Genomic DNA, 26,329 nt, shown 5'->3' on the forward strand with positions numbered 1-26,329 from the left:
TTCGGAAATTATTCGATGAAGAGCGACGCGAACTCGCGGCGTCGCCAGAATTTGCGCAGGTCGCCGCGCGTGAGCGCGAGCGTGACCGAGCCGGTATCGCCGCAGAGCGTGACGTCGAGCTGGTTCAGCTCGCCGGCTTGCAGTGCATCGAGCGCGGGCGCGAACCAGTCGCGTTCGATCTGCGCGAAGGCCGCGTTCCAGCGGCCCCAGTCCTGCTGGATATACGCCGCCGAGAACGGATCGAGCTCGACCAGCGTGATGCCGCTCGCGGCGGCGTCGAGCGTGGTTTTCAGCGTGGCGAAATCGGCCGGCGCCCTGGCCAGCGCCGCGCCCGACGCCATGGCGAGGCCGCGCGTGGCGGCGGCGTCGGACTGCACGCGCGCAAACGGCTTGCGCACCGGACGCAGCGCGCCTTGCGCGTGGAACCAGATCGAATTGACGGCGGGCAGGCCGCGCGCCTCGCGCGCTTCGTTGACGGGATGCTCGAACCAGGCCATCTGCACCTCGTTCTGCACCTTCATCCACGCGCGCGAACGCTGGCCCGAATGGGCCTCGTGCGGCAGCCAGATTTCGATATTGCGGCCGCTCGCGCGCAGCGGCGACGCGCCCGCGAGCGTGCCGAACTGGTCGCTCGACAGATACCAGCGTTGCGGCGTGGGCGCTTCGATGCGCACGCCGAGTTCTTCGATCAGCGGTCGGGCGACGGCGTACAGCGTGGCGGCGTCGGCGTCGGTGAGTTCGAGCGAGGCGGGATCGATCAGCACCAGGTGATCGTGCGCGATGCGCACGTGCACGGGCTGGATGCAGGCCCACGTGGCGTCGCCGGGCGTGCCGCCGTCGGCGAGCAGCATCCAGGGCGCGAGCGGCGCTTCGTCGTCGGCGCTGGCGCTTTTGGCGTTGGCGTTCGCAGCGCCGTCGCCGAGCGCGCCGAACTGACGCGCGACCCAGCGCTCATGCGGCAGCGTGCGCTGGAAATCTTCGCCGATGACCTGCTCGCCGAGCGTCGCGCGCGCGATCAGCTTCGAGAGCGCGGGAAACTGCAGGCCGGCGAGGGCGGTCGGCGCAACAGCCGCGGACGGCAGCGCGAAAGGCACGAGGAGATGGAGGCGGTCGGCAGGCATGGTGCGCATTGTACTTCGGCGCTCGCGGCTGCTGGGCGCGGCGGGCGGCGCATCCGGCGCGTCGAGTGCGCCGCGTTGGCGTGCCGCGCCATACGAATCAGTAACTTACCGACGATCGGCGCGGCAGGCGGGCACCTGCGCGCCGAATCCGCATCCAAGGGACAGGGCCGGGGACAGACTTGGCGTTCGCGGCCCGAGACGGCGCAAAGTCCGTGACACTCCCGTAGTGTGGCAAACTTCGCGCTTGATCGCGGACATGTTCCGGCACGGAAATCGGGCGGCGCGCGGACCGGTGGTCCTGCATCGACGTGATCGCGACGCAAATATGCGACGTAACCAGCACGATGCGACGTAACCCGCGACGCAGCCCGCGCGCCCATGCCCGCGCAACGAAGACGCTTTAAAGGATTCGCTTGAAACTTCCCTACGAATGGCAGATAGGCTGGCGCTACACCCGCGCCGGCAAGCGCACGACCGGCAATGGCTTCATCTCGTTCATCGCGCTGATCTCGATGTCGGGCATCGCGCTCGGCGTGGCGGCGCTGATCGTCGTGCTCTCCGTGATGAACGGCTTCCAGCGCGACGTGCGCGACCGCATGCTCTCCGTGCTCGCGCACGTCGAAATCTTCTCGCCCACCGGTTCGATGCCCGACTGGCAACTGACCGCGAAAGAGGCCAAGACCAATCCCGAGGTGATCGGCGCGGCGCCCTACGTGGACGCCCAGGCGCTGCTCACGCGCGGCGACAGCGTGAACGGCGTGGCGCTGCGCGGCGTCGAGCCCTCGGAAGAACCGCAGGTCTCGGACATCGGCAAGGAAATGAAGATCGGCACCATGAACGATCTGACGCCGGGCAGCTTCAACATCGTGCTCGGCTCCGATCTGGCCGTGAATCTCGGCGTGACGAAGGGCGACAAGGTCACGCTCGTCGCGCCCGAAGGCACGATCACGCCGGCGGGCATGCTGCCGCGCCTGAAGCAGTTCACCGTGGTGGGCGTGTTCGAATCGGGGCATTACGAGTACGACAGCACGCTCGCGCTCGTGAACATCCGCGACGCCGAAGTGCTCTACCGCCTGGCCGCACCCAGCGGCGTGCGCCTGCGCCTGAAGGACATGCAGCGCGCGCCCGCCGTCGCGCGGCAGCTCGTGCACACGCTCTCGGGCGACCTTTATATTCGCGACTGGACGCAGCAGAACAAGACGTGGTTCTCGGCCGTGCAGATCGAGAAGCGCATGATGTTCATCATCCTCACGCTGATTATCGCGGTGGCGGCGTTCAATCTGGTGTCGTCGCTGGTGATGACGGTGACCAACAAGCAGGCCGATATCGCCATTCTGCGCACGCTCGGCGCGCAGCCCGGCTCGATCATGAAGATCTTCGTGGTGCAGGGCGTGACGATCGGCTTCGTGGGGACGGCCATCGGCGTCGCGCTCGGCTGCCTGATTGCGTGGAGCATTCCGTGGCTCGTCCCGATGATCGAGCATCTGCTCGGCGTGCAGTTCCTGCCGCCCTCGGTCTATTTCATCAGTGAACTGCCTTCGGAACTCGTCGCCGGCGACGTGATCCGTATCGGTTTGATTGCGTTCGTGCTGTCCGCGCTCGCGACGCTTTATCCCAGCTGGCGCGCGGCCAGGGTTCGACCGGCGGAGGCACTGCGCTATGAATGATCGTCAAGCGAAAAACACCATCATGAGCGGCGTGGCAAGCGACTATCCGTATGTGATCGAGGCGCACGGCATTTCGAAGGTGTTCGGCCAGGGCGCGCTCTCGGTGCAGGTGCTGCACGACACCGAAATCTCCGTGAAGCGCGGCGAAAAGCTCGCGATCGTGGGCGCGTCGGGTTCGGGCAAGAGCACGCTGCTGCACGTGCTCGGCGGTCTCGACGAACCGGGCACCGGCAACGTGAAGCTGCTCGGCAAGCCGTTCACCGAACTGTCCGAACGCGACCGCAACGATCTGCGCAACCGCGCGCTCGGTTTCGTCTATCAGTTCCATCATCTGCTGCCGGAATTCTCGGCGCTCGACAATGTGGCGATGCCGCTGCGCATCCGCCGCATGCCGCAAGAGGACGCGCGCCGCGAGGCGATGGCGATTCTCGACCGCGTGGGCCTCGCGCATCGCGCGCGTCATCGTCCGGGCGAACTCTCGGGCGGCGAGCGTCAGCGCGTGGCAATTGCGCGTGCGCTGGTCACGCGGCCCGCCTGCGTGCTCGCCGACGAACCGACCGGCAATCTCGACGGCAGCACGGCGGACACGGTGTTCAACCTGATGCTCGAACTCTCGGACCAGTTCCAGACGAGCTTCGTGATCGTCACGCACGATCCCGATCTCGCGGCGCGTTGCGACCGCATCGTGCGTCTGCGCGAAGGCATGTTGCACGAGGAGCCGGTTCTGCCGGTCTAGGCGCGCAGCAACGGCGTCGCCTTGCGCCACGCCTCGGGCCCGCGAGTTGCGCCGCAGTTCTGCCGCGTGATTCGCGGGCCTTGTTTTTGGGTCTATTTCGATGACGTTCGCCGTTTGCGGCAGGAGCGCGTAACCATGTGGATCGACACGCATTGTCATCTCGATGCCGGCGAATTCGACGCGGATCGCGACGCGGTGGCGTCGGCGGCGCGGGCGTCGGGGGTGGCGCGCATCGTGATTCCCGCGGTGGCGCGCGAGAACTTCGCGACCGTGCGCGCGCTCGCGCGGCGCACGCCGGGCGCGGTCTACGCGCTCGGGATTCATCCGCTCTATACGCCGCAGGCGCGCGACGAGGACATCGCCGCATTGCGCGCCGAAATCGAGGCGAGTCTCGACGATCCGAAGTTCGTGGGTATCGGCGAAATCGGTCTCGACTTTTTCGTGCCGGGGCTCGACGCCGAGCGTCAGCAATTCATCTACGACGCGCAGTTGAAGCTCGCGCGCGAATTCGAGCTGCCCGCGATCTGCCATGTGCGCAAGTCGCAGGATCAGGTGCTCAAGGGCTTGCGCCGCAACGGCGTGCGCTGCGGCATCGCGCATGCGTTCAACGGCAGTTTTCAGCAGGCGCAGGCGTTCATCGAGCAGGGCATGCATCTGGGTTTCGGCGGCAATCTGACCTTCGAGCGCGCGTTGCAGATTCGCCGGCTCGCGGAGCAGTTGCCACTCGACGCCATCGTGATGGAAACCGACGCGCCCGACATCTCGCCGTCCTGGCTCTACAAGCAGCGCAACACGCCGGATCAGGTGCCGCGCATCGGCGCCGTGCTCGCCGCTTTGCGGGGCGTGACGCCCGAGGATGTCGCCCTTGGCACGACGGCTAACGCGACGGCCGCGCTGCCGCGGCTCGCGCTTTCGTCGGCATAATTTCCGCATGGGTGGCGCGCGAAACGGCAGGGTGTGAGGGCTTGCGCCGCCGTTTCGCGGAGGCGCTATGCGGGCGATGTGGTGCTGCTTCGCGCTGGGCGTGATCGCGCTGCAACAGCAGGCGGCGTTGCCGGGGCGCGTCGCGTGGTGCGGTCTGATCGCGTTGATGTTGGGCGCGGCGATCGGCGGCGCGCCGATGGTGCGGCGGGGTGCGCGAGGGCGCATCGTGGGCTGGTCAGCGCTTGCGCTTGCTTCAACGTGTGTCGGGTTCGGTTACGCGGCGTGGCGTGCGGAAATCCGGCTGGCCGAATCGCTGCCCGAAGCCTGGCAGGCGCGCGACGTCGACGTGACCGGGTATATCGCGCGCATGCCTGCTTTCGGTGAAGGATCGGCGCGCTTTCTCTTCGCAGTGGAATCCTGGCCGGGGCGCGAGCTGACGGCGAGCGCTTTGCGTTTCTCGCGTACGCCGCGTCTGCTGCAATTGAACTGGATCGCGCGCGACGCGCCCGTGCCGCCGCTCGTGCCCGGCGCGCGCTGGCGGCTGACGGTGCGGCTCAAACCGGCGCACGGCGAAGGCAATTTCGATCTGCGCGATACAGAGGCCGCCTTGCTCGCGCGCGGCGTGCGCGCGACCGGTTACGTCAGCGACGCCGCGCACGCGCAACGTCTGGTTCGCGACGCGCAGGGCATCGGCATCGCCATCGAGCGCAGGCGGGCGGCGGTGCGTGCGCGCATCGGCGAGGTGCTGGCGGACGCGCCGCATCGCGGCATCGTCGTCGCGCTTGCGACCGGTGCACAGGACGATGTCAGCGATGCCGACTGGCAACTGATGCGCAACACCGGCACGAGTCATCTCGTTGCGATCTCCGGGCTGCATCTCGCCTTCGTCGCCGGGCTTGCGGGCTGGCTGTCGGGCGCGCTCTGGCGGCGAGCGCGCTGGCGCGGCATGGAAGCGCCGCTCGTCCTGCCCGCCCAGAAAGTGGCGCTCGCGGGCGCGGTGTGCGCGGGAGCGGCGTATGCCGCGCTGGCCGGATTCAACGTGCCGGTGCAGCGCGCGCTCTGGATGCTGGCGGTGGCGGCGGTGGCGCTGCTGGGTTCGCGCGAGGTGTCGCGTTCGCATGTGCTGGCGTGGGCGCTCGGGCTCGTATTGCTGCGCGATCCGTGGGCGGTGACCGCGCCGGGATTCTGGTTGTCGTTCTGCGCCGTCGCGGCGATTCTGTATGCGGCCAGCAGCGTGCCGCGCATGCGCCGCGAAGAGGATGCCGAACTCACACCCGATGAAGTCGATCCGATGCGCGAGAAGGAGCCGGTGGCGGCCGAGGTGCCGCGTGGGCCTTGGCGCGAACGCTTTGCCTCGCTCGTCGATTGGCAGCGCTGGCGCCGCGCCGCCAGGCGTTTCGCGGCCCGTCTGCATGACGGCGCGCGCGTGCAATGGGCGGTCACGCTGGCGCTGGCGCCGCTCACCGCGTACTGGTTCCTGCAGATTCCGCTGATCGGGCCGCTGGCGAACGCCTTCGCGATTCCGTGGGTCAGCATGCTGGTCACGCCGACCGTGCTGGCGGGCGCGGTCTTGCCCGCGCCGCTCGACGCCTTCGCGCTGCGTGCCGCGCACGCTTTGCTCGACCGCCTCGCGATGGCGCTCGGCGCGCTCGACGGTCTGCCGTGGGCGCTGCTGCGTCTGCCGCAGCCGTCCGGCTGGGCGTTGGCCTGTGCGGCGGTGGGCGTCGCGTGGTTGCTCGCGCCGCGCGGGTGGCCGTTGCGCTGGCTCGCGCCGTTCACGTGGCTGCCGCTGCTTGCGCCGTCGCCGGGCGGCCCGCCGGAAGGCGCGTTCCGCCTCACCGCGCTGGACATCGGGCAGGGCACCTCCGTGCTGATCGAGACCGCGCGCCACACCTTGCTGTTCGACGCCGGGCCAGGCCCGGAATCCACCCACGCGGGCGAGCGGATCGTCGTTCCCTATCTGCAGACCCACGCCGTGACGCAACTCGACATGCTGATGGTGAGCCACGACGACTCCGACCACTCGGGCGGCGCTCAGGCCGTGCTCGAAGCGCTGCGGGTGCGGCAGTTCGTGGCGGGCATTCTGCCCGCGCATCCGTTGTGGGCGACAGCGCAGTCGCGCGGGGCGGAGCGCGTGCAGTGCGCGGCAGGGCAGCGCTGGCAGTGGGACGGCGTGACCTTCGAGGTGCTCTGGCCCGATGCGGGGCCGCTCGCGGGCAAACCCAATGCGCATTGCTGCGTGCTGCGCGTGAGCACGGCGGGCATATCCGGGGCCGCGTCGGCGCCGGATGGCGCCGTCACCGCCTTGCTTGCCGCCGATATCGAAGCCGCCACCGAGCGCACGCTGATGGCACGCGACCCCGACAAGCTGCGCGCCCAGATTCTCGTCGTGCCGCACCACGGCAGCCGCACGTCGTCGACTGAACCGTTCCTCGATTCTGTCTGGCCGCTCGTCGCGATATTTCAGGTAGGCTTCATCAATCGCTTTCATCATCCTTATCCGGGTGTCTATGCGCGTTACGCGTCGCGCCACATCGTGCTGGCGCGCAGCGATTGGGACGGCGCGGCGCGCATCGAAGCCGCCCCCGGCGCGCTGACGGTCGAGCGCTTTCGCGATACGCGGCGGCGTTACTGGATGGACCGGTTGGACCGGCCGGATCGGACCGAAGAGGCGGCGGTGGGCGCGATGCAAGGGGCGGCTGCGGTCCGCCTGCCCGGCACGCAAGACAACGACGACAACGACAATCCGACAAGAACGAACGGAACGGAGACAGGCCCAGATTGAAGAACGTCATCCATTTTTCCCATGCGAACGGCTTCCCGGCCTCGACCTATCGCACCTTCTTCGCCGAACTCGGCGACACCTACGAGCTGCGCTATATCGAGCGCATCGGCCACGACGCGCGCTATCCCGTCACGCGCGACTGGCCGCACCTCGTCGAGCAACTGATCGAGGACATCGGCAGCCGCTATGAGCAGCCGGTCTGGCTCGTCGGCCACTCGCTCGGCGGCTATCTTTCGCTGATGGCGGCGCTCAGGAAGCCGCAGTGGGTGAGGGGCGTGGTGATGCTCGATTCGCCCGTGATCGCCGGCTGGCGCAGCGGCATGCTGCGCGTTTCGCAGTGGACCGGGCTCGACGAGCGCCTGTCGCCCGCCGCCGCCACGCGTACGCGCCGCACCAGTTGGGCAAGTCGCGACGAAGCCTGGCGTCATTTCCACTCGAAGCCCGCGTTCGCGCGCTGGGACGAGCGCGTGTTGTCGGACTACATCGACTTCGGCATTCCTCAGACTTCGCCCGACGGCGCACGCACGCTCGCCTTCGACCGCCGCACCGAATACCTCATTTACCGCACACTGCCGCACACCTTCGGCACGCGGCTCGCGCATGGCTCGCCGGTGCCGGTGAGCTTCGTCGGCGGCACGCATTCGAAGGAGGTGCGGCAGGTCGGTCTCGGCGCGACGCGGCGCATCGCGGGCGAGCGCTTCGAGTGGATCGAAGGCAGTCATCTGTATCCGATGGAGCGGCCCATCGAGACCGCGCGCGCGGTGCAGCGCATGCTCTACGCGATGGGTAACGGCGGCTGGACGCGCGCCTGATGGCCGCCGTCTGGCGGGGCACGATCAATTCGGCACATGCTTCATTCGCGCCGCGCCCCGTCACGCAAGATGCTCTTTCAAAATTCAGGGTTAGCCCTTGCTTTACGGTATAATCCGTTTTTCCCGCGAGCATCCAGCGATGACCAAATATGTTTTCGTCACCGGCGGCGTAGTTTCTTCCCTTGGCAAGGGTATTGCCGCCGCCTCCCTCGCCGCGATCCTCGAATCGCGCGGTCTGAAAGTCACCCTCCTCAAGCTTGATCCCTACATCAACGTCGACCCCGGCACGATGAGCCCGTTTCAACACGGCGAAGTGTTCGTGACGGAAGACGGAGCGGAGACCGACCTCGACCTCGGCCACTATGAGCGCTTCATCAGCACGAAGATGCGCAAGGCCAACAACTTCACCACGGGCCAGATTTACGAATCGGTGATCCGCAAGGAACGCCGCGGCGACTATCTCGGCAAGACGGTGCAGGTCATTCCGCACATCACCAACGAAATCCAGGCGTTCATCGAGCGCGGCGCGGCATCCGCGACGTGCGGTGAGCCCGACGTGGCGATCGTTGAAGTGGGCGGCACGGTCGGCGACATCGAGTCGCTGCCGTTCCTCGAAGCCGCGCGTCAGATGAGCCTGCGCCTTGGCCGCAACAGCGCGTGCTTCGTGCACCTCACGCTGGTGCCGTTCATCGCCACGGCCGGCGAACTCAAGACCAAGCCCACGCAGCACAGCGTGCAGAAGCTGCGCGAAATCGGTATCTATCCGAACGTGCTGCTGTGCCGTGCAGACCGCCGCATTCCCGACGACGAGCGCTCGAAGATCTCGATGTTCTCGAACGTGCCCGAAGACGCCGTCATTTCGGTGTGGGACGCCGACAGCATCTACAAGATTCCGCAGATGCTGCACGACCAGGGTCTCGACTCGATCGTCTGCGACGAACTCAAGCTGTCCGCCAAGCCCGCCGACCTGTCGATGTGGGCCGAAATGGTCGAGAAGCTCGAGCATCCGCAGCACGAAGTCACGATCGGCATGGTCGGCAAGTACGTCGACCTGACCGAGTCGTACAAGTCGCTCATCGAAGCGCTGCGTCACGCATCGATCAAGACCTCGACCAAGGTCAACATCGAGTACATCGACTCGGAAGAGATCGACGAACAGGGCGTGGACAGCCTCAAGCATCTCGACGCGATTCTCGTGCCGGGTGGTTTCGGCCGTCGCGGCACCGAAGGCAAGATCAAGGCCATTCAGTACGCTCGTGAATCGAAGGTGCCGTACCTCGGCATCTGCCTCGGCATGCAGCTCGCCGTGATCGAATTCGCGCGCGACGTGGTGGGCCTGAAGCACGCGAACAGCACGGAATTCGACGCCGACACGCCGGACCGCGTCGTCGCGCTCATCACCGAATGGGCCGACCGCGAAGGCAAGGTCGAGAAGCGCACGGAAGATTCGGACCTGGGCGGCACCATGCGCCTCGGCTCGCAGCGCTGCCCGATCAAGCCCGGCACGCTCGCTTCGGAAATCTATGGCAAGGACGTGAACGAACGTCACCGCCACCGTTATGAAGTCAATAACGGCTACGTGCCCAAGCTCGAAGCCGGCGGCCTTATCATCAGCGCCCGTACGCCGACTGAAGACCTGCCGGAAATGATGGAACTGCCGCGCGACATGCACCCGTGGTTCGTCGGCGTTCAGTTCCACCCGGAATTCACGTCCACGCCGCGTGACGGCCATCCGCTCTTCAAGGCGTTTGTCGAAGCGTCGCTCGCGCACCAGCAGTCGCGCGCTCAGGAGAAAGCATGAATCTGTGCGGTTTCGAGGTCGGCCTCGACAAGCCGTTCTTTCTGATTGCAGGCACCTGTGTCGTCGAATCCGAACAGATGACGATCGACACGGCGGGCCGCCTGAAGGAAATCACGGCGAAGCTCGGCATTCCGTTCATCTACAAGTCGTCGTTCGACAAGGCCAATCGCTCGAGCGGCAAGTCGTTCCGCGGCCTGGGCATGGACGAAGGCCTGCGCATCCTCTCCGAAGTGAAGCGCCAGCTCGGCCTGCCCGTGCTGACCGACGTGCACACGGAAGAGGAAGTGGGCCCGGTGGCTTCGGTCGTCGACGTGCTGCAGACGCCGGCGTTCCTGTGCCGCCAGACCGACTTCATCCACGCGTGCGCGCGTTCGGGCAAGCCGGTCAACATCAAGAAAGGCCAGTTCCTCGCGCCGCACGACATGAAGAACGTGATCGACAAGGCGCGCGACGCGGCGCGTGAAGCGGGTCTTTCCGAAGACCGCTTCATGGCTTGCGAACGCGGTGTCTCGTTCGGTTACAACAACCTCGTGTCGGACATGCGCTCGCTCGCGATCATGCGCGAGACGGCGGCGCCGGTCGTGATGGACGTCACGCACTCGGTGCAACTGCCGGGCGGCCAGGGCACCAGCTCGGGCGGTCAGCGCGAATTCGTGCCGGTGCTCGCGCGCGCGGCCGTCGCAACGGGCGTGGCGGGTCTCTTCATGGAGACGCACCCGAACCCGGCGCAAGCGAAGTCCGACGGTCCCAACGCCGTGCCGCTGAACCGCATGGCCGACCTGCTCGAAACGCTCGTCACGCTCGACCAGGCGGTCAAGCGCACGCCGTTCCTCGAGAACGACTTCAACTGATTCACGTAGTCAGGCACCGGCGCGCTTCATGCGCGTCGTGTGCTTTGTCGTATGGCTTCACCGCAAGATTGGATCGCGGAGTTCTACCGCAGTGCTGAAGCATCGCGCGCCGCTTCGATTGCATGAGCGGCGCGATGGAGGAGCCGCGGCGAGCGGCCCGCCGGCGCAGCAGGTGTCATGAAGCGATGCCATGCTGTGCCAGACGGCAGCCGCGCCGCGCCAGATGTACAAGGCAGCGTGGCGGCGCAGCGATTACGCAGTGTGTAATCCTCGCGACGCAACAAGTTGAACCCGACGACCGCGCCGCCTGTCCCATGTGACGGTGTGTCCCGCGCGAGCGCGTAGACCGCGCTTCGCCGGACTCGCAGATGGTGCGTGTCTCGCAAGAATTACTGTCATTTCCTGAGGAAACCATGAGTGCAATCGTAGATATCATCGGTCGCGAGATTCTGGATTCGCGCGGCAATCCCACCGTCGAATGCGACGTGCTGCTCGAATCGGGCACGATGGGCCGCGCGGCTGTGCCGTCGGGCGCGTCGACCGGCTCGCGTGAAGCGATCGAACTGCGCGACGGCGAAGCCGGCCGCTACAACGGCAAGGGCGTGCTGAAGGCCGTCGAGCACATCAACACCGAAATCTCCGAGGCGATCATGGGCCTCGACGCGTCGGAACAAGCCTTCCTCGACAAGACCCTGCTCGAGCTCGACGGCACCGACAACAAGTCGCGTCTGGGCGCGAACGCGATGCTGGCCGTTTCGATGGCCGTCGCGAAGGCCGCTGCCGAAGAAGCCGGCCTGCCGCTGTACCGCTACTTCGGCGGTTCGGGCGCGATGCAACTGCCGGTCCCGATGATGAACATCGTCAACGGCGGCGCGCACGCGAACAACAGCCTGGACATCCAGGAATTCATGATCGTGCCGGTGAGCCAGCCGACCTTCCGCGAAGCGCTGCGTTGCGGCGCGGAAATCTTCCACGCACTCAAGAAGATCCTTTCGGATCGCGGCATGAGCACGGCAGTCGGCGACGAAGGCGGTTTCGCACCGAACTTCGGCAGCAACGACGAATGCCTGTCGACCATCCTGCAAGCCATCGAGAAGGCAGGCTACCGCGCCGGTGAAGACGTGCTGCTCGCGCTCGACTGCGCAGCCAGCGAGTTCTACCACGACGGCAAGTACCAGCTCGCGGGCGAAGGCCTGCAACTGTCGTCGTCGGAATTCGCCGACTACCTCGCGACGCTCGCCGACAAGTTCCCGATCGTCTCGATCGAAGACGGCATGCATGAAAGCGACTGGGCCGGCTGGAAGCTCCTGACCGAAAAGCTCGGCAAGAAGGTTCAGCTGGTGGGCGACGACCTGTTCGTCACCAACACGCGCATCCTGAAGGAAGGCATCGAGAAGGGCATCGCCAACTCGATCCTGATCAAGATCAACCAGATCGGCACGCTGACGGAAACCTTCGCAGCGATCGAAATGGCGAAGCGCGCGGGCTACACGGCCGTGATCTCGCACCGTTCGGGCGAAACCGAAGATTCGACCATCGCGGACATCGCCGTCGGCCTGAACGCCGGTCAGATCAAGACCGGTTCGCTCTCGCGCAGCGACCGCATCTCGAAGTACAACCAGCTGCTGCGCATCGAGGAAGATCTCGGTGATATCGCCAGCTACCCGGGCAAGTCGGCGTTCTATAACCTCCGCTAAGCGGACCTGAACGCGACAGCCGCCTTGCTGTCACTCTTCGTCATCCCTCTTCGCCGCCCTGCGTTCAGCGCAGGGCGGCGTATGTTTATCCGGCACCATCCATGCGGCTTGTCACTGTCGTCCTGATCATCCTGCTCGCGCTGATCCAGTATCCGCTCTGGTGGGGCCACGGCGGGTGGCTGCGCGTGCACGAACTGCAAGGGCAGCTCGCACAGCAGCAAAAGCTGAACGACGACGAAAAACTGCGCAACGAACGCATCGCGGGCGAAGTGCAGGATTTGCAAAACGGCACCGCGGCCGTCGAGGAGCGTGCGCGCTACGAGATGGGTATGGTGAAGGACGGCGAGGTGTTCGTGCAGTTCGTCTCGCCGAATCAGCCGTTGCCGGCTACGCCCGCGGGGTCGTCGAATACGTCGACGCGTGGCGAGATGTCGGCGGCGCCCGTCAAGGTGGTGCCGAATCCGGTGTCGCGCGTGCCCGAGAAACATCACGGACACGGCAAGGAAACGAAGAAGAAGGCGGGCTGAGCGTCACAGCCAACGATGCGGTTCGATAGCGTCGAAATAAAAAGCGCGGCCATCCAGCGGATGCCGCGCTTTTTTATTGCCGCGTGATTTTGCGGGGCGAGCCTTATACGATCGTCGCCCCGATCGTTGCGCACGCTACGATTTCACCAGCCCCAACCCCAACCCGGATAGCCGTAGCCGATCCCGGTGCCCCAGCCGCCGCCCCAACCGCCGCTGTAGTAGCTGCCGTAGACGTTCACGGGCGGCGTGTACGCGCGCGACCACGCCTGCGCGGCCGCTTCGGCGTTCGCGGCGCGATTGGATTCGGCCAGCGCCTGCTGGTCGATCGCGTCGTAGCGCTGAAGCTGCTCGGGCGTGAGGGCAGGGGCGGCCTGCTGCTGCGGCGCGACCGTGGCGGTCGCGCCAGCGTGATCGGCGGGCAGGCGGCTGTAGATCGGCGAAGGACCAGGCGGATCGAGCGTGCAGCCGCTCATCAGCACGACGCCTGCTGCGGCGGCCGTCAGCGCGGTCAGGTAGATGAGCGTTCTGGCGCGGCGCACGGTGCGCGCGGGCAGGTGAGGTGATGCAGCCCCGAGGTTCGTCTTCATGTTCTTGCTTCCCTTTATCGGTCGGATTCCGGATCTCTGGGCCACGCGCGCGGCCGCCTGGACAGCCGGTTCCGTGAATCGGCTCATGGTGCCGCGCGGCGGCGCCGTCCGCGTGGCGGAAGACGGCGTGCCATGAGCCGGGGAAGCAATCACTGCTTTGCTGGCTTAGTGGCGCTGGTCCGCTGCGGGAGAGACTCCTTCTGAGAGCCCCGGCGTGGCGAAAAGTTGCGCCACATCGACGGGATCGAACTCGTAGCGCTGGTTGCAATAGTCGCAGTGAACTTCGACGTGGCCGCGTTCTTCGATCACGCTGTCCACTTCCTCGCGGCCCAGCATCTTCAGCATCGAGCCGACTTTTTCACGCGAGCAGCTGCACAGGAAGCGCGTGGTGGCGGGCTCGAAGTGCTGCACGTTCTCTTGCCAGAAGAGGCGGCGGAACAGCGTTTCCGGCTCCTGTTCGAGCAGTTCTTCGCGCGTGAGCGTGCCGCCGAGCGTGCAGACGCGTTCCCACGTGTCGGCGTCGAGTTCGTGCGGGTGCGGCACGATGCCACCATCGCCGGGCAGCTTCTGGAGCAGCATGCCGACCGCGCGATTTTCGTTCGCGCCGAGCCACAGGCGCGTGTCGAGCTGCTCGGAGTGGTGCATGTAATGCTCGAGCACTTCCGAGATCGACTTCAGCGCGCCGTCTTCGCCGTTCAGCGGCACGATGCCCTGGTAGGGCTGCTGGCCGGGCTGCTTGTTGGCCGGATCGAGCGTGATCACGCAACGGCCGCGGCCGTTCACGTTGACGAGTTCGGCGAGCGAGAGGTCGTCGGCGACGGTTTCCACGCCTTCGGCCAGACGCGCCGTGGCGCGCATGGAGAGGTCGGAGCTGCACTGCACGACCAGCATGCGGACCGGGCCTTCGCCGAGGATCTGCATGATCAGCGTGCCGTCGAACTTGAGGTTCGCGGAGAGCAGCGCGCAGGCGGCCATCATTTCGCCGAGCACGGTGCGCACCGGCGCCGGGTACTGCCGGCGCGTCAGCACCTCTTGCCACGTGTTGCGCAGCGAGACGATCTCGCCCCGCACCGGAGCGGCGCTGAACATGAATTTTTGCAACTGGTCGTTCACAATCTTTTCCTTCGTTTCGATGCGTGCGGCGCGCTCGCGCGGCATGACGGCGGCGAGCAGCCGTCAGCCAATGCGTACGAGTTGCGCCTTGAAATACTCGCGGCGTTGCGCGTAACCGTCCGCGTTACGCTTGAGGCCGGCGATGTCGGCCTCGGTCAGCTCGCGCACGACCTTGGCCGGCGCGCCGAGAATGAGCGAGTTGTCGGGGAACACCTTGCCTTCGGTGACCACCGCGCCCGCGCCAACCAGACAGTTGCGGCCGATTACCGCGCCATTCAAGACCACCGCCTGAATCCCGATGAGCGCGCCTTCCTTCACCGTGCAGCCGTGCAGCATGGCCTGATGGCCGATCGTCACGTTGGCTTCGAGCGTGAGCGGGAAACCGGGGTCGGTATGCAGCACAGCGCCTTCCTGCACGTTGCTGCGCGCGCCGACCGAAATCAGCTCGTTGTCGCCGCGCAGCGTCGCGCCAAACCAGACGCTCGAGTCTTCGGCGAGTTCGACCTTGCCGACGATGGTCGCGTTGTCCGCGACAAACACGCTTTCGTGAATGGTGGGTGCGGCTTCGCCAAGCTTGTAGATGGCCACGGTGTTGCGTCTCCTTTTTGTCTTGCGAGGCTGCGGCGCGCGGGCGGGTGAGAGCGGGCGCGGGCGGCGCAGAGCGGGTGAATCGCGTATTGTAAACGGTTGCGCCCCGAGTCCGCCTGGCCCGGCTTGCGTGCCGCGTGCGGCAGGTCTCACGCGGGCCGCCGCGCCGCCGTGCCGTGCGTTCGTACTACGCCGTTCGACCGCCTGTTTTCTTCCCGCTTTTCTGCCTGCTTGACGATGAATTCCGTATTTCCCGACTCCGCGCGCACCGGCGCCGAATTATCCGTCGATGCCGCCACGTCGCAGCCAGGCTGGCGCGCCGCCGCGCTTGCGGCGCTGTACGAAGCCGATCCGCTCGCCAAGTCCGGCGCGGTGAGCGCGCTCTACGCGCTCGCCCAGGGCGGCGCGGCGCGCGGCGACACGCACTGGCACGCCGAACAGACGCTCAGCGCGCCCGGGGACCTGCCGGGCCGTCCCGCGCGCCCGGATCTGGTCGAGCCGCGCAGCCTCCAGCGCCGCAGCATGAGCACGCCGCAAGGGCGCGTGGTGCTGCTGCATGCGCTCACGCACATCGAGTTCAACGCGATCAATCTCGCGCTCGACGCGGTCTGGCGCTTTCCGGACATGCCCGCTGACTTCTACGCCGACTGGCTGAAGGTGGCGGCGGAGGAGGCGTATCACTTCTCGCTGCTGGTCAAGCGGCTGGCGGACTACGGCCACGCCTACGGCGACTTCCCGGCGCACAACGGCCTCTGGGAAATGTGCGAGCGCACCAGCGGCGACGTGCTCGCGCGCATGGCGCTGGTGCCGCGCGTGCTGGAAGCGCGCGGGCTCGACGCCTCGCCGCCGATCCGCGCGCGTCTGAAACAGGCCGGCGACGACGAATCCGCCGCGATCCTCGACATCATCCTGCATGACGAAGTGGGGCACGTGCGCATCGGCAATCACTGGTTTCGCCATCTGTGCGCGCAGCGCGGACTCGATCCGCATGCGGCGTGGCTCGAACTCGCCGCGCAATACCATGCGCCGAAAATGCGTGGGCCGTTCAACTTCGAGGCGCGCCGTTCGGCGGGTTTCGACGATGCCGAACTCGAAACGCTGAAAGCCCAGGGTGGCGACGGCGACGCCGAAAAATAAACGCGCGCCGCCCATCTGTCAGAACCTGTCGATATAATAGAACGACCATTCGTTTTTTGCGCGAGCGCAATGAATCTTTCCCGATCCGAATTCATCGACGTGAACGGCATCCGTCTGCATGTGCGCCGCTGGGGCGCCGAGGACGCGCCCACGCTGTTCATGCTGCACGGCTGGATGGATGTGGCCGCGTCGTTCCAGTTCGTCGTCGACGCGCTGGGCGGCGACTGGCAGGTGATCGCGCCGGACATGCGCGGCTTCGGCCTCTCGGACTGGCCCGTGGCGCAACGCGGTGCCGGCAACTACTGGTTCCACGACTATGTCGCCGATCTCGACGCGCTGCTCGATCACTACGCGCCCGAAGGAGAAGTGAACCTCGTCGGGCACAGCCTCGGCGCGAATGTCGTCTGTCTGTATGCGGGCGTGCGGCCCGAACGCGTGCGGCGCGTGGTCGATCTCGAAGGCTTCGGCATGCCCGCCACGACGCCGGCACAGGCGCCCGGCCGTTTGCGCGACTGGCTCGACGAAATGCGCTCGCCGCCGCAACTGCGTCCCTACAAGACGCTCGACGACGTGGCGGCGCGCCTCACGAAGACGAATCCGCGCCTGCTGCCCGCGCGGGCGCGTTTTCTCGCGCAGCACTGGTCGAAGCCGGTCAGCGGCGAGCAGGGCGAGGGCCACATGCTGCTCGGCGATCCGGCGCACAAAATGGTCAATCCCGTGCTCTACCGGCTCGAGGAAATCATGGCGATCTGGGCGCAGGTGCGCGCCAAGGTGCTGCACGTCGAGGCCACCGATTCGGAAACGCTCGCGCGCATCGCGGGCAAGGTGCCGATCGGCGAATTCAAGCGCCGATTCGAGGCGTTTCCCGACTGGCGCGAGCGCTTTATCGACGACGCGGGCCATATGGTTCATCACGATCAGCCGGAGGCCATTGCGCGTCTCATCGAGGCATTCTGCACGGCCTGAATGCCCGCCGAATGTGGGCCGAATGCCTGCTAAACGCGGTCGGAGCGGCCCCGGACGGCTTCGCCGCGTTGCAGTAAAATAAGGCTTCATTTTCCAGACGCCCGCAATGAACGCCGATCTCCACTGTCACTCCACTGTTTCCGACGGCCAGATGGCCCCGGCTGCCGTCGCGCAGCTGGCGAAGGCGGGCGGCGTGACGCTGTGGGCGCTCACCGATCACGACGAGCTGGGCGGCCAGCGCGAGGCGCGCGAAGCCGCCGAATCGCTCGGCATGCGTTATCTCTCGGGCGTCGAGATTTCGGTCACGTGGGCGTCGCGCACGGTGCATATCGTCGGTCTGCATGTCGATCCGACCGCTCCGGCGCTCGTCGAAGGGCTGGCCCGCACGCGCGACGGCCGCGCGGCGCGCGCCGAAGCCATCGGTGAACGGCTTGAGGAACTCGGCATTCCCGACGCCTATGCGGGCGCGCTCCAGTACGTCTCCAATCCCGACCTGATCTCGCGCACGCACTTCGCGCGCTTTCTCGTCGAATCCGGCCGCGCGCAGAACACCCAGGACGCGTTCTCGCGCTGGCTCGGCGACGGCAAACCGGGCTATGTGGCGCATCGCTGGGCGAAGCTGGCCGATGCCGTTTCGTGGATCAAGGCTGCGGGCGGCGAGGCCGTCGTTGCGCACCCGGGGCGCTACAACTACACGCAGCTCGAATTCGACACGTTCTTCGGCGAATTCATCGATCTGGGCGGCAAAGCGATCGAAGTCGTCACGGGCAGCCACACGCCCGACCAGTACGGCGAATATGCCGCCGTCGCGCGCCGTTTCGGCTTCGAGGCCTCGCGCGGCTCCGATTTCCACGCCAAAGGTCCGGACGCCATCGAGCCCGGCACGCTGCCGCCGCTTCCCTCCGACCTCAAGCCCGTCTGGGAGCGATGGCTGTAAGCCGCGTGGCCCAACGCTTCCGTTCCCGCCGCGCGGCCTGCGCCTTGCACCGCTGCGCGACGTCCGCTTTATCCGTTCGCTACGCTTTACGATAGCGCGTGCGCGTCGCGCGTCGCCTTCGTGCCGCGCGACTGCCGTATCGACTGTTCCGTCCGTTCCGAATTCGTCAGCTGATTACTGCCATGTCACAGTTTTTTCGGCTTCACCCTGAGAATCCGCAGCCGCGCCTCGTCAAACAGGCCGTGCAGATCATCCGCGATGGCGGCGTGATCGCGCTGCCCACCGATTCGAGCTACGCGCTGGCCGCCCGCATCGACGACAAACACGCGGCCGAGCGCCTGCGCCGCATCCGTCATCTCGACGAAAAGGCGCTGCTCTCGCTGATGGTGCGCGATCTGTCCGAGCTGGCGAATTTTGCAATGGTGGACAACCGCCAGTACCGGCTGATCAAATCGGTGACGCCGGGGCCGTACGTGTTCGTGCTCGAAGCGACCAAAGAGGTGCCGCGGCGGCTTTCGCATCCGTCGCGCAAGACAATTGGTCTGCGCGTGCCGGGGCATCCGATTCCGCTCGCGATCCTCGAAGAACTGGGCGAGCCGCTGTTGGCGTCCACGCTGATCCTGCCGCCCGACACGGAACCGCTCAACGACCCCGACGAGATCCGCGAACGGCTGGAAAAGCAGCTCGATCTGGTGATCGACGGCGGGGCGTGTCCGTGGGAGCCGTCGAGCATCATCGATCTGACCGGCGCGGAGCCGGTGCTCGTGCGTGCAGGGCGCGGTTCGCTCGCGCCATTCGGGCTGGAAGAGGAGGCGTGATGGCGGCGCGGGCGGCGATCCCGACGGCGCCGATGATGTCGACGAACCGCGCAATCCGGCCATTCGCTGCGCGTGTGGCCGCGCGCACCGCGGCGCGCCGCTAGCGCGTTGTTACAATACGCCGCCATGGAATCCACGATCATTCAGACGCTCGCCGTCTACGCCTTGCCCGTTATTTTCGCGATCACGCTGCACGAAGCCGCTCACGGCTACGTCGCGCGCCTGCTCGGCGACAACACGGCCTACGTCCTCGGGCGCGTCTCGCTCAACCCGATGCGCCACATCGACCCGGTCGGCACGATCGCGATGCCGCTCATTCTGTATGTGCTGACGAGCGGCGCCTTCGTGTTCGGTTACGCCAAGCCGGTGCCGATCGCGTTCGGCAATCTGCGCAATCCGCGCTGGGGCAGCCTGTGGGTGTCGGCGGCGGGGCCGCTCTGCAATTTCGTGCAGGCGATCCTGTGGGGCGTCTTCCTCATCGCGCTGAGCGCGGCGGGCGTCGACGAGCCGTTTTTCCTGCTGATGGCGCGAGCGGGCATGACCGTGAACATCGTGCTCTGCGTGCTCAACTTCTTCCCCTTGCCGCCGTTCGACGGCGGGCGCGTGCTGGCCGCGCTGCTGCCGCCGCGCGCGAGCATTGCGCTCATGCGGATTGAACCGTATGGTTTCTTCATCGTCATGGCGCTGCTGGTGACCGGCATCTTTTCGCGTTTCTGGATGTATCCGTTGGTTCAAGTCGGTCAACTGGCCCTGAACGTCATCCTCAGTCCCCTCGTATCGCTATTCTCATAACATCATGTTCCCAGACCGTATTTTCTCCGGCATGCGGCCGACCGGGTCGCTGCACCTCGGCCACTACCACGGCGTGCTGAAAAACTGGGTCCGGCTTCAGTCCGAGTACCCGTGCTTCTTCTGTGTGGTCGACTGGCACGCGCTCACCACGCACTACGAGACGCCGGATGTCATCGAGAAAAACGTTTGGGACGTGCTGATCGACTGGCTCGCGTCGGGCATCGATCCGAATCAGGCCACGCTGTTCATCCAGAGCCGTGTGCCCGAGCACGCCGAACTGGCGCTGCTGCTCGGCATGAGCACGCCGCTGAGCTGGCTCGAACGCGTGCCGACCTACAAGGAACAGATCGAGAAGCTGCGCGACAAGGATCTCGGCACCTACGGCTTCCTCGGCTATCCGGTGCTGATGGCCGCCGACATCCTGCTGTACCGCGCCTCGCTCGTGCCGGTCGGCGAAGATCAGGTGCCGCACGTCGAGATGGCGCGCGAAATGGCGCGTCGCTTCAACTACATGTACGGCCGCGAGCCGGGCTTCGAGGAGAAGGCCAACGAGGCCGCGAAGAAGCTCGGCGGCAAGCGCTCGAAGCTCTATCACGAACTGCGCAACGCCTATCAGCAGGAAGGCAACGAAGAGGCGCTCGAACAGGCGCGCGCGATGTTGTCCGAGTCGCAGAGCCTGTCGATGAACGACCGCGAGCGTCTGTTCGGCTATCTCGAAGGCTCGCGCAAGATCATCCTGCCGGAGCCGCAGGTGCTGTTGACCGAGGCGTCGCGCATGCCGGGCCTCGATGGTCAGAAAATGTCGAAGTCGTACGGCAACACCATCGCGCTGCGCGAAGACGCCCAGTCGATCGAAAAGAAAGTGCGCACCATGCCGACCGATCCGGCGCGCGTGCGCCGTACCGATCCGGGCGATCCGGACAAGTGCCCGGTGTGGCAGTTGCATCAGGTCTACACGGACGAGGCGACGCACGCGTGGGTGGAGAAGGGTTGCCGTTCGGCGGGCATCGGCTGTCTGGAGTGCAAGCAGCCGGTGATCGAAGGCATCCTGCGCGAGCAGCAGCCGATGCTCGAACGCGCGCAGAAGTACATGGACGATCCGTCACTGCTGCGCGCCATCGTCGCCGACGGCTGCGACCGCGCGCGCAAGTACGCCACGGAAACGATGCGCGACGTGCGCGAGGCGATGGGCCTCTCGTACAGCTAAGGCGCGCGATGACGCTCATCTCGGGGTCCACGCCCGTTGCCGCGGGCATGCACGGGCTCGGCGAGCCGTCGCCCTGGGTGTGCCGCTGGGCGCATCTGGTCTCGCCCGGCGGCACGGTGCTCGATCTGGCCTGCGGCGCGGGGCGGCACGCGCGCTGGTTCGCGCAGCGCGGCCATCCGGTGGCCGCGCTCGATCGCGACGGCGCGGCGCTCGCCACGATGCGCGAGATTCCCGGCATCGGCACATTAGAGTGCGACCTCGAAGGCGCGCCCTGGCCGCTGCCCGCCGATGTGCGTTTCGCCGGCATCGTCGTCACGAATTACCTGCATCGTCCGCTGATGGCGCGCCTTATCGACGCGCTCGCGCCGGGCGGCGTACTTATTTACGAAACTTTCGCGCAAGGGAACGAGACGGTCGGAAAACCGTCGAATCCCGCGTTCCTGCTGGCGGCGGGAGAGCTGTTGGCGATCTGCGCGCCGACGCTGCGCGTCGTCGCCTACGAAGACGGATTCCTCTCACAACCGCGTGAGGCGTTCGTTCAGCGGATCTGCGCGGTGCGCGAGGCGGAAAAATTTTCCGCTGCACCGCGCTCGGGGTCGGACGCAAATCAGGCCGAAAATTCCGGTAACGGGCCTGTGACTCAGGTACTACCCGTACCGCGTTACGATCTGACCGGCTAATCCGCTACAATCGCGGTTTAACGTACTCATTTTTCTGACGTTTCAATGGCTAACGGCACTCAGGACGGCATTACGCTCGGCGGCAGCATTCCCGCGATCGTCACTCCCATGCACGAAGACGGCAGTCTCGACCTGCCGGCATTCCGCAAACTGGTCGACTGGCACGTGGAAGAGGGGACCGATGGTCTCGTCGTGGTCGGCACGAGCGGCGAGTCCGCCACGCTGGACGTCGAAGAGCACATCCTGATGGTCAAGACGGCCGTCGAACATGCCGCGGGCCGCATGCCGATCATCGCCGGCGCGGGCGGCAATTCGACCGCCGAAGCCATCGAACTCTCGAAGCACGCGAAGGACGTGGGCGCGCAGGCGACGCTCCAGGTCGTGCCGTACTACAACAAGCCGACCCAGGAAGGCATGTATCGCCACTTCGCGAAGATCGCGGAGACGGTCGATCTGCCGGTCGTCCTGTACAACGTGCCGGGCCGCACCGTCGCCGACATGACGAACGAGACCATCCTGCGCCTCGCGCAGGTGCCGGGCATCGTCGGCGTGAAGGAAGCCACGGGCAACATCGACCGCGCGGCGCACCTGATCAAGCACGCGCCGGACGGCTTCAAGATTTTCAGCGGCGACGATCCCACCGCGATCGCCCTGATGCTGCTGGGCGGTCACGGCAATATCTCGGTGACGGCCAATGTCGCGCCGCGTCAGATGAGCGACCTGTGCAAGGCCGCCATCGCCGGCGACGTGAAGACCGCGCGCGAGATCCATCTGAAGCTGTTGTCGCTGCACAAGAACCTGTTCATCGAATCGAATCCGATTCCGGTGAAGTGGGCGCTGCAGGAACTCGGCCGCATCGAAAGCGGCATCCGACTGCCGCTCACGCCGCTCGACGCGCGCTACCACGACGTGGTGCGCACGGCATTGCGCGAAGCCGGTTTGCTGGGCTGATCGTCAGCCAAGCCGCCGAATTTTCAATCGACGTCGCCATCGCCCAAGCGCTGACAGTTTTCTGGCAGACCGAGGCTTAGCGTTCCTGGTATCACGAAGGTCCACATGAAACGTTCCGCTTTTTCCCTCCACGCAACCCGCATGGCGGTGCTGGCGCTCGCACTCGGCTCGCTCGCAGGCTGCGAGTCGCTGAACGACATGTTCGCGTCCGATCGCGTCAACTACAAGGACACGTCGAGCGCGCCGCCGCTGGCCGTGCCGAAGGATCTGTCCTCGGCGCCGGGCGATCAGAAATATGTCGCGCCGCCCGCGACGGTGGCGCTCGGCGGCGCCGCGCAGCGCACCGTCACGCAGCAGGGCAACGCCGTGCTCGGCGTGCCCAGCGCGCAAGACCCGCTCGGCATGCACGTCGAACGCGACGGCGACCGCCGCTGGCTGGTGGTCGACGGCCGCACGCCCGACGACGTCTGGCCGCAACTGCAGGAATTCTGGAGCGATAACGGTTTCACGCTGACGACCGATTCGCCCAACACCGGCATCATGACCACGGACTGGGCGGAAAACCGCGCCAACATTCCGGACGACTGGTTCCGTCGCACGATTGGCCGCGTGATCGATTTCGCGTACTCGTCGGGCACGCGCGACCGCTTCCGCACGCTGGTGTCGCGCGGTCCGGATGGCCAGACCGACATTTCGGTCACGCATAGCGCGATGGAAGAAATGCTCACGGGCCAGGACAAGACGGGTTCGAAGTGGGTCGAGCGTCCGCGCGATCCGGCGCTCGAAGCCGAATTCCTCGCCAAGATCATGCAGAAGTTCGGCTTGACCGACGCGCAGTCGAAGCAGCTGCTGACCGACGCGCGTCCGTCGGTGGCCGCGGTCAAGGTCGCGGCGGGTCCGGACGGCACCACGCTGAACCTGCCTGAAGCGTTCGACACGGCCTGGCTGCGTGTGGGCCTCGCACTCGATCGCACCAACTTCACGGTCGACAATCGCGACCGCGAAAAGGGCATCTACTACGTGCGTTACGCCGATTCGATGCAGGAACTGAAGGGCGACGGCCTGTTCGGCAAGCTCTTCTACAACCCGAAGAAAGCGAACAAGAACCAGGGTCCGGAGTTCCAGATCGCGGTGCGCCCGAACGGCAGCTCCACCCAGGTGGCGGTGCTCAACGAAAGCGGTCAGGTCGATACCTCGTCGGACGCCCAGCGCATCGTGTCCGCGCTGCACGCCCAGCTGAACTGATCCCGCCGTGCGCTTTGCAAGCCTCGGCAGCGGCAGCGAGGGCAACGCGCTCGTCGTAGAAGCAGGCAGCGGCGCGACGCCCACGCGCGTGCTGCTGGACTGCGGATTTTCGGCGAAAGAAGTCGAGCGGCGGCTCGCACGCGCGGGCCTCGCCGCCGATACGCTCAGCGGCATTCTCATCACGCACGAACACAGCGACCACATCGGCAGCGCGCTCACGCTGGCGCGCCGCTGGTCGATCCCGCTCTATATGAGCTGGGGGACGGCGCAAGCCGTCGGTGCCGACGACGCCAATGTCGAGCTCAACATTCTCTGGGGCGACGAGACGGTCGAAATCGGCGAGCTGGGTGTGCTGCCTTACACGGTGCCGCACGATGCCCGCGAGCCGCTGCAATTTGTCTTCAACGACGGCGCGAGCCGTCTCGGCGTGCTGACCGACGTCGGCGAATCGACGTCGCATATCAACACCGTGCTGAGCGGCTGCGACGCGCTCGTGCTCGAATACAACCACGACCTCGACATGCTCGCGGGCAGCCGCTATCCGGCGTCGCTCAAAGCGCGCATCAGCGGGTCGCACGGGCATTTGAACAACGAGGCGGCAAACGACATTCTCGCCGCGCTCGACCGTTCGAAGCTGCGCCATCTGATCGCGGCGCACCTGAGCCAGCAGAACAACACGCCGGAACTGGCGCGCGCGGCGATGGCCGCCGTGCTCGGGAATGCGGCCACTGAAATCGGGGTGGCATCGCAAGACGAAGGATTCGACTGGCTGGCGCTCTGAGCGAGCCGGGTTACGGACGAAAAAAAGCCCATGACGAAGGTCATGGGCTTTTTTTGTTGGCCGCCGCTTTCGTTGCGCGGGCGGCGACCGGGGCCGGATCAGGTCCGGCCCGCTTGGCGCCGCTTAGTTGCGGTTGCCGCCGAAGATGCCGAGGATTGCGAGCAGGTTCGTGAACACGTTGTACAGGTCCAGGTAGATCGCGAGCGTGGCCGAGATGTAGTTGGTCTCGCCGCCGTTCACGACGCGCTGCACGTCGAACAGCATGTACGCCGAGAAGATCACGATGGCCAGCACGGACACGGTGAGCATCAGCGCGGGCAGGTGCAGGAAGATGTTCGCGACGCTGGCGAGCAGGATCACGACCACGCCCATGAACAGCCACTTGCCGAGGCCCGAAAAATCACGCTTGCTGACCGTGGCGATCGTGGCCATGGCCGCGAAAATCACGCCGGTGCCACCAAAAGCGAGCATGATGAGCGACGGGCCGTTCGAGAAACCGAGGATGAACGACAGCAGGCGCGAGAGCATCAGGCCCATGAAGAACGTGAAGCCGAGCAGGACGAAGACGCCGGCCGAGCTGTTCTTGGTGCGCTCGATAGCGAACATGAAGCCGAAAGCGATGGCGAAGAACGCCAGCAGGCTCATGGCCGGGCTGGTGGCGGCGAAAAGCGAGAAGCCCGTGGCCACGCCCACCCACGCACCGATGACGGTCGGGACCATCGAGAGCGCGAGCAGCCAGTAGGTGTTGCGCAGTACGCGGTTGCGGGTCTCGGCGCTGGTGACGCTGCCACCACGGCCGAAGTTGTAGGACTCGTTCATGCTTTCTCCTTGCGTGAGACGCGTGGTTCACGTAATTGAGGGCACGCGCAAATGCGTGGCGCGCTCCCCCGTAAGATAGGTGCGACCGCCCAGAGTTTCAACGGGATGCCACACAGTTTCCGTTATGTTTCACCAGCGTAAGCCGCCATTCTTAAGCCTCGCTGAAAGGCCCGACCATGCGGCGTTTGTACGGTGTTTGTACCTTGCGCTCACCTGATTGGCGCGGTTTGCACGCCAATCAGGGTTCAATCGCAATCATACATGGGAACATGCTACAATTGCGGATTCATTTGAACTTGTAACCTCTTAATTTTCTGGAGTTTTTATGGCGATCGAACGCACCCTGTCGATTATCAAGCCGGACGCAGTGGCAAAGAACGTGATCGGCCAGATCTACAGCCGCTTCGAAAACGCTGGCCTGAAGATCGTGGCATCGCGCATGGTCCAACTCTCGCGCGCCGACGCAGAGAAGTTCTATGCTGTTCACGCTGAGCGTCCGTTCTTCAAGGACCTGGTCGAGTTCATGATCTCGGGTCCGGTCGTCATCCAGGCGCTGGAAGGCGAAAACGCAATCCTGAAGCACCGCGACCTGATGGGCGCGACGGACCCGAAGAAGGCGGAAAAGGGCACGATCCGCGCCGACTTCGCAGACAGCATCGACGCAAACGCAGTCCACGGTTCGGACGCAGCGGAAACGGCACGCGTTGAAATCGCGTTCTTCTTCCCGGAAGTCAACGTTTACTCGCGCTAAGCGGTAAGCGGCAGTTCAAAGTAGCATAGGGTCGCG

Annotated in this window: 25 protein-coding genes; 20 read left to right on the forward strand and 5 right to left on the reverse strand. The window is 65.8% G+C overall.

Annotated features, from left to right (window positions below):
* Positions 1 to 8: 8 nt before the first annotated feature.
* Positions 9 to 1,121 (reverse strand): regulator, encoded by a 1,113-nt coding sequence (locus tag SB764_RS28195; protein WP_410865771.1) that lies wholly within the window; start codon positions 1,119 to 1,121, stop codon positions 9 to 11.
* Positions 1,122 to 1,534: 413 nt separating this feature from the next.
* On the opposite strand from SB764_RS28195, the gene SB764_RS28200 reads away from it, so the two are divergent.
* The 9 genes from SB764_RS28200 (at position 1,535) to ftsB (ending at position 12,921) form a co-directional block, all read left to right on the forward strand.
* Positions 1,535 to 2,788, forward strand: coding sequence for a lipoprotein-releasing ABC transporter permease subunit (locus tag SB764_RS28200; protein ID WP_065060257.1), 1,254 nt, complete (start codon positions 1,535 to 1,537; stop codon positions 2,786 to 2,788).
* Positions 2,781 to 3,524: a lipoprotein-releasing ABC transporter ATP-binding protein LolD gene (gene lolD / locus SB764_RS28205; protein WP_065060256.1), complete on the forward strand. Its 744-nt coding sequence runs from the start codon at positions 2,781 to 2,783 to the stop codon at positions 3,522 to 3,524. Before SB764_RS28200 ends, lolD begins: the two co-directional genes overlap by 8 nt.
* 135 nt (positions 3,525 to 3,659) lie before the next feature.
* On the forward strand, positions 3,660 to 4,448 hold the full coding sequence (locus SB764_RS28210) for a TatD family hydrolase (RefSeq protein ID WP_065060255.1): 789 nt from the start codon (positions 3,660 to 3,662) through the stop codon (positions 4,446 to 4,448).
* A gap of 67 nt (positions 4,449 to 4,515) precedes the next feature.
* Positions 4,516 to 7,233 carry a ComEC/Rec2 family competence protein gene (locus SB764_RS28215; RefSeq protein WP_410865774.1) on the forward strand — a complete coding sequence of 906 codons (2,718 nt, stop codon included), beginning with the start codon at positions 4,516 to 4,518 and terminating at the stop codon, positions 7,231 to 7,233.
* Positions 7,230 to 8,045, forward strand: a complete 816-nt coding sequence (locus SB764_RS28220) for an alpha/beta fold hydrolase (RefSeq protein ID WP_065060253.1) — start codon at positions 7,230 to 7,232, stop codon at positions 8,043 to 8,045. The genes SB764_RS28215 and SB764_RS28220 overlap by 4 nt, the downstream gene beginning before the upstream one ends.
* A gap of 139 nt (positions 8,046 to 8,184) precedes the next feature.
* Positions 8,185 to 9,846: a CTP synthase gene (locus tag SB764_RS28225; RefSeq protein WP_065060252.1), complete on the forward strand. Its 1,662-nt coding sequence runs from the start codon at positions 8,185 to 8,187 to the stop codon at positions 9,844 to 9,846.
* Positions 9,843 to 10,697 (forward strand): 3-deoxy-8-phosphooctulonate synthase, encoded by an 855-nt coding sequence (gene kdsA / locus SB764_RS28230; protein WP_027814924.1) that lies wholly within the window; start codon positions 9,843 to 9,845, stop codon positions 10,695 to 10,697. The genes SB764_RS28225 and kdsA overlap by 4 nt, the downstream gene beginning before the upstream one ends.
* 413 nt (positions 10,698 to 11,110) lie before the next feature.
* Entirely contained in the window at positions 11,111 to 12,394 is a 1,284-nt protein-coding gene (gene eno, locus SB764_RS28235) for a phosphopyruvate hydratase (protein ID WP_065060251.1), read from the forward strand.
* A gap of 101 nt (positions 12,395 to 12,495) precedes the next feature.
* The gene (gene ftsB / locus SB764_RS28240; RefSeq protein ID WP_065060250.1) at positions 12,496 to 12,921 is read left to right on the forward strand and encodes a cell division protein FtsB; all 426 of its coding nucleotides are present in this window, start codon (positions 12,496 to 12,498) and stop codon (positions 12,919 to 12,921) included.
* A 143-nt stretch (positions 12,922 to 13,064) separates the two neighbouring features.
* Here the strand turns inward: ftsB and SB764_RS28245 are convergent, their stop codons facing one another.
* The 3 genes from SB764_RS28245 to SB764_RS28255 all read right to left on the reverse strand — a co-directional run bounded on the left by SB764_RS28245 (position 13,065) and on the right by SB764_RS28255 (position 15,209).
* Entirely contained in the window at positions 13,065 to 13,508 is a 444-nt protein-coding gene (locus SB764_RS28245) for a hypothetical protein (RefSeq protein ID WP_408583289.1), read from the reverse strand.
* Between the two features lie 165 nt (positions 13,509 to 13,673).
* A complete protein-coding gene (gene hslO, locus SB764_RS28250; protein WP_410865777.1) occupies positions 13,674 to 14,621 on the reverse strand; it encodes an Hsp33 family molecular chaperone HslO in 948 nt (315 codons plus the stop codon).
* Positions 14,622 to 14,684: 63 nt separating this feature from the next.
* Complete coding sequence (locus SB764_RS28255) at positions 14,685 to 15,209, reverse strand: gamma carbonic anhydrase family protein (protein WP_065060248.1); 525 nt, start codon at positions 15,207 to 15,209, stop codon at positions 14,685 to 14,687.
* A gap of 237 nt (positions 15,210 to 15,446) precedes the next feature.
* On the opposite strand from SB764_RS28255, the gene SB764_RS28260 reads away from it, so the two are divergent.
* The 10 genes from SB764_RS28260 (at position 15,447) to SB764_RS28305 (ending at position 24,723) form a co-directional block, all read left to right on the forward strand.
* Positions 15,447 to 16,346: a ferritin-like domain-containing protein gene (locus SB764_RS28260; RefSeq protein ID WP_410865779.1), complete on the forward strand. Its 900-nt coding sequence runs from the start codon at positions 15,447 to 15,449 to the stop codon at positions 16,344 to 16,346.
* A gap of 69 nt (positions 16,347 to 16,415) precedes the next feature.
* Positions 16,416 to 17,312, forward strand: a complete 897-nt coding sequence (locus tag SB764_RS28265) for an alpha/beta fold hydrolase (RefSeq protein ID WP_183714042.1) — start codon at positions 16,416 to 16,418, stop codon at positions 17,310 to 17,312.
* Between the two features lie 106 nt (positions 17,313 to 17,418).
* Positions 17,419 to 18,249, forward strand: a complete 831-nt coding sequence (locus SB764_RS28270; protein WP_074984432.1) for a 3',5'-nucleoside bisphosphate phosphatase — start codon at positions 17,419 to 17,421, stop codon at positions 18,247 to 18,249.
* 182 nt (positions 18,250 to 18,431) lie between these two features.
* On the forward strand, positions 18,432 to 19,067 hold the full coding sequence (locus SB764_RS28275; protein WP_074984434.1) for an L-threonylcarbamoyladenylate synthase: 636 nt from the start codon (positions 18,432 to 18,434) through the stop codon (positions 19,065 to 19,067).
* A gap of 126 nt (positions 19,068 to 19,193) precedes the next feature.
* Complete coding sequence (locus SB764_RS28280) at positions 19,194 to 19,859, forward strand: site-2 protease family protein (protein WP_065060245.1); 666 nt, start codon at positions 19,194 to 19,196, stop codon at positions 19,857 to 19,859.
* A 4-nt stretch (positions 19,860 to 19,863) separates the two neighbouring features.
* Positions 19,864 to 21,066 carry a tryptophan--tRNA ligase gene (locus SB764_RS28285; RefSeq protein WP_065060244.1) on the forward strand — a complete coding sequence of 401 codons (1,203 nt, stop codon included), beginning with the start codon at positions 19,864 to 19,866 and terminating at the stop codon, positions 21,064 to 21,066.
* Positions 21,067 to 21,074: 8 nt separating this feature from the next.
* Complete coding sequence (locus tag SB764_RS28290) at positions 21,075 to 21,746, forward strand: class I SAM-dependent methyltransferase (protein ID WP_410865782.1); 672 nt, start codon at positions 21,075 to 21,077, stop codon at positions 21,744 to 21,746.
* 45 nt (positions 21,747 to 21,791) lie between these two features.
* The gene (gene dapA / locus SB764_RS28295; RefSeq protein ID WP_074984436.1) at positions 21,792 to 22,697 is read left to right on the forward strand and encodes a 4-hydroxy-tetrahydrodipicolinate synthase; all 906 of its coding nucleotides are present in this window, start codon (positions 21,792 to 21,794) and stop codon (positions 22,695 to 22,697) included.
* 105 nt (positions 22,698 to 22,802) lie between these two features.
* A complete protein-coding gene (gene bamC, locus SB764_RS28300) occupies positions 22,803 to 23,942 on the forward strand; it encodes an outer membrane protein assembly factor BamC (protein WP_065060242.1) in 1,140 nt (379 codons plus the stop codon).
* A 7-nt stretch (positions 23,943 to 23,949) separates the two neighbouring features.
* Complete coding sequence (locus SB764_RS28305; RefSeq protein ID WP_410865785.1) at positions 23,950 to 24,723, forward strand: MBL fold metallo-hydrolase; 774 nt, start codon at positions 23,950 to 23,952, stop codon at positions 24,721 to 24,723.
* Between the two features lie 123 nt (positions 24,724 to 24,846).
* Here SB764_RS28305 and SB764_RS28310 read toward each other — a convergent pair whose 3' ends face one another.
* Complete coding sequence (locus SB764_RS28310) at positions 24,847 to 25,542, reverse strand: Bax inhibitor-1/YccA family protein (RefSeq protein WP_065060240.1); 696 nt, start codon at positions 25,540 to 25,542, stop codon at positions 24,847 to 24,849.
* A 325-nt stretch (positions 25,543 to 25,867) separates the two neighbouring features.
* Between SB764_RS28310 and ndk the strand changes: the two genes are divergently transcribed.
* Complete coding sequence (gene ndk, locus SB764_RS28315) at positions 25,868 to 26,293, forward strand: nucleoside-diphosphate kinase (RefSeq protein ID WP_027814909.1); 426 nt, start codon at positions 25,868 to 25,870, stop codon at positions 26,291 to 26,293.
* Positions 26,294 to 26,329 lie beyond the last annotated feature (36 nt).

It is taken from the genome of Paraburkholderia sp. SIMBA_027, from assembly GCF_046535315.1.
Classification (GTDB): domain Bacteria; phylum Pseudomonadota; class Gammaproteobacteria; order Burkholderiales; family Burkholderiaceae; genus Paraburkholderia; species Paraburkholderia tropica.

What these genes read in the sequence shown, in the direction of transcription:
- eno (WP_065060251.1), top strand. Translation starts at nt 11,111, where the DNA reads ATGAGTGCAATCGTAGATATCATCGGTCGCGAGATTCTGGATTCGCGC.
- SB764_RS28210 (WP_065060255.1), top strand. Translation starts at nt 3,660, where the DNA reads ATGTGGATCGACACGCATTGTCATCTCGATGCCGGCGAATTCGACGCG.
- kdsA (WP_027814924.1), top strand. Translation starts at nt 9,843, where the DNA reads ATGAATCTGTGCGGTTTCGAGGTCGGCCTCGACAAGCCGTTCTTTCTG.
- SB764_RS28260 (WP_410865779.1), top strand. Translation starts at nt 15,447, where the DNA reads ATGAATTCCGTATTTCCCGACTCCGCGCGCACCGGCGCCGAATTATCC.
- SB764_RS28225 (WP_065060252.1), top strand. Translation starts at nt 8,185, where the DNA reads ATGACCAAATATGTTTTCGTCACCGGCGGCGTAGTTTCTTCCCTTGGC.
- dapA (WP_074984436.1), top strand. Translation starts at nt 21,792, where the DNA reads ATGGCTAACGGCACTCAGGACGGCATTACGCTCGGCGGCAGCATTCCC.
- SB764_RS28280 (WP_065060245.1), top strand. Translation starts at nt 19,194, where the DNA reads ATGGAATCCACGATCATTCAGACGCTCGCCGTCTACGCCTTGCCCGTT.
- SB764_RS28265 (WP_183714042.1), top strand. Translation starts at nt 16,416, where the DNA reads ATGAATCTTTCCCGATCCGAATTCATCGACGTGAACGGCATCCGTCTG.
- bamC (WP_065060242.1), top strand. Translation starts at nt 22,803, where the DNA reads ATGAAACGTTCCGCTTTTTCCCTCCACGCAACCCGCATGGCGGTGCTG.
- ftsB (WP_065060250.1), top strand. Translation starts at nt 12,496, where the DNA reads ATGCGGCTTGTCACTGTCGTCCTGATCATCCTGCTCGCGCTGATCCAG.
- SB764_RS28215 (WP_410865774.1), top strand. Translation starts at nt 4,516, where the DNA reads ATGCGGGCGATGTGGTGCTGCTTCGCGCTGGGCGTGATCGCGCTGCAA.
- ndk (WP_027814909.1), top strand. Translation starts at nt 25,868, where the DNA reads ATGGCGATCGAACGCACCCTGTCGATTATCAAGCCGGACGCAGTGGCA.
- SB764_RS28290 (WP_410865782.1), top strand. Translation starts at nt 21,075, where the DNA reads ATGACGCTCATCTCGGGGTCCACGCCCGTTGCCGCGGGCATGCACGGG.
- SB764_RS28245 (WP_408583289.1), bottom strand. Translation starts at nt 13,508, where the DNA reads ATGAAGACGAACCTCGGGGCTGCATCACCTCACCTGCCCGCGCGCACC.
- lolD (WP_065060256.1), top strand. Translation starts at nt 2,781, where the DNA reads ATGAATGATCGTCAAGCGAAAAACACCATCATGAGCGGCGTGGCAAGC.
- SB764_RS28310 (WP_065060240.1), bottom strand. Translation starts at nt 25,542, where the DNA reads ATGAACGAGTCCTACAACTTCGGCCGTGGTGGCAGCGTCACCAGCGCC.
- SB764_RS28195 (WP_410865771.1), bottom strand. Translation starts at nt 1,121, where the DNA reads ATGCCTGCCGACCGCCTCCATCTCCTCGTGCCTTTCGCGCTGCCGTCC.
- SB764_RS28285 (WP_065060244.1), top strand. Translation starts at nt 19,864, where the DNA reads ATGTTCCCAGACCGTATTTTCTCCGGCATGCGGCCGACCGGGTCGCTG.
- SB764_RS28275 (WP_074984434.1), top strand. Translation starts at nt 18,432, where the DNA reads ATGTCACAGTTTTTTCGGCTTCACCCTGAGAATCCGCAGCCGCGCCTC.
- SB764_RS28270 (WP_074984432.1), top strand. Translation starts at nt 17,419, where the DNA reads ATGAACGCCGATCTCCACTGTCACTCCACTGTTTCCGACGGCCAGATG.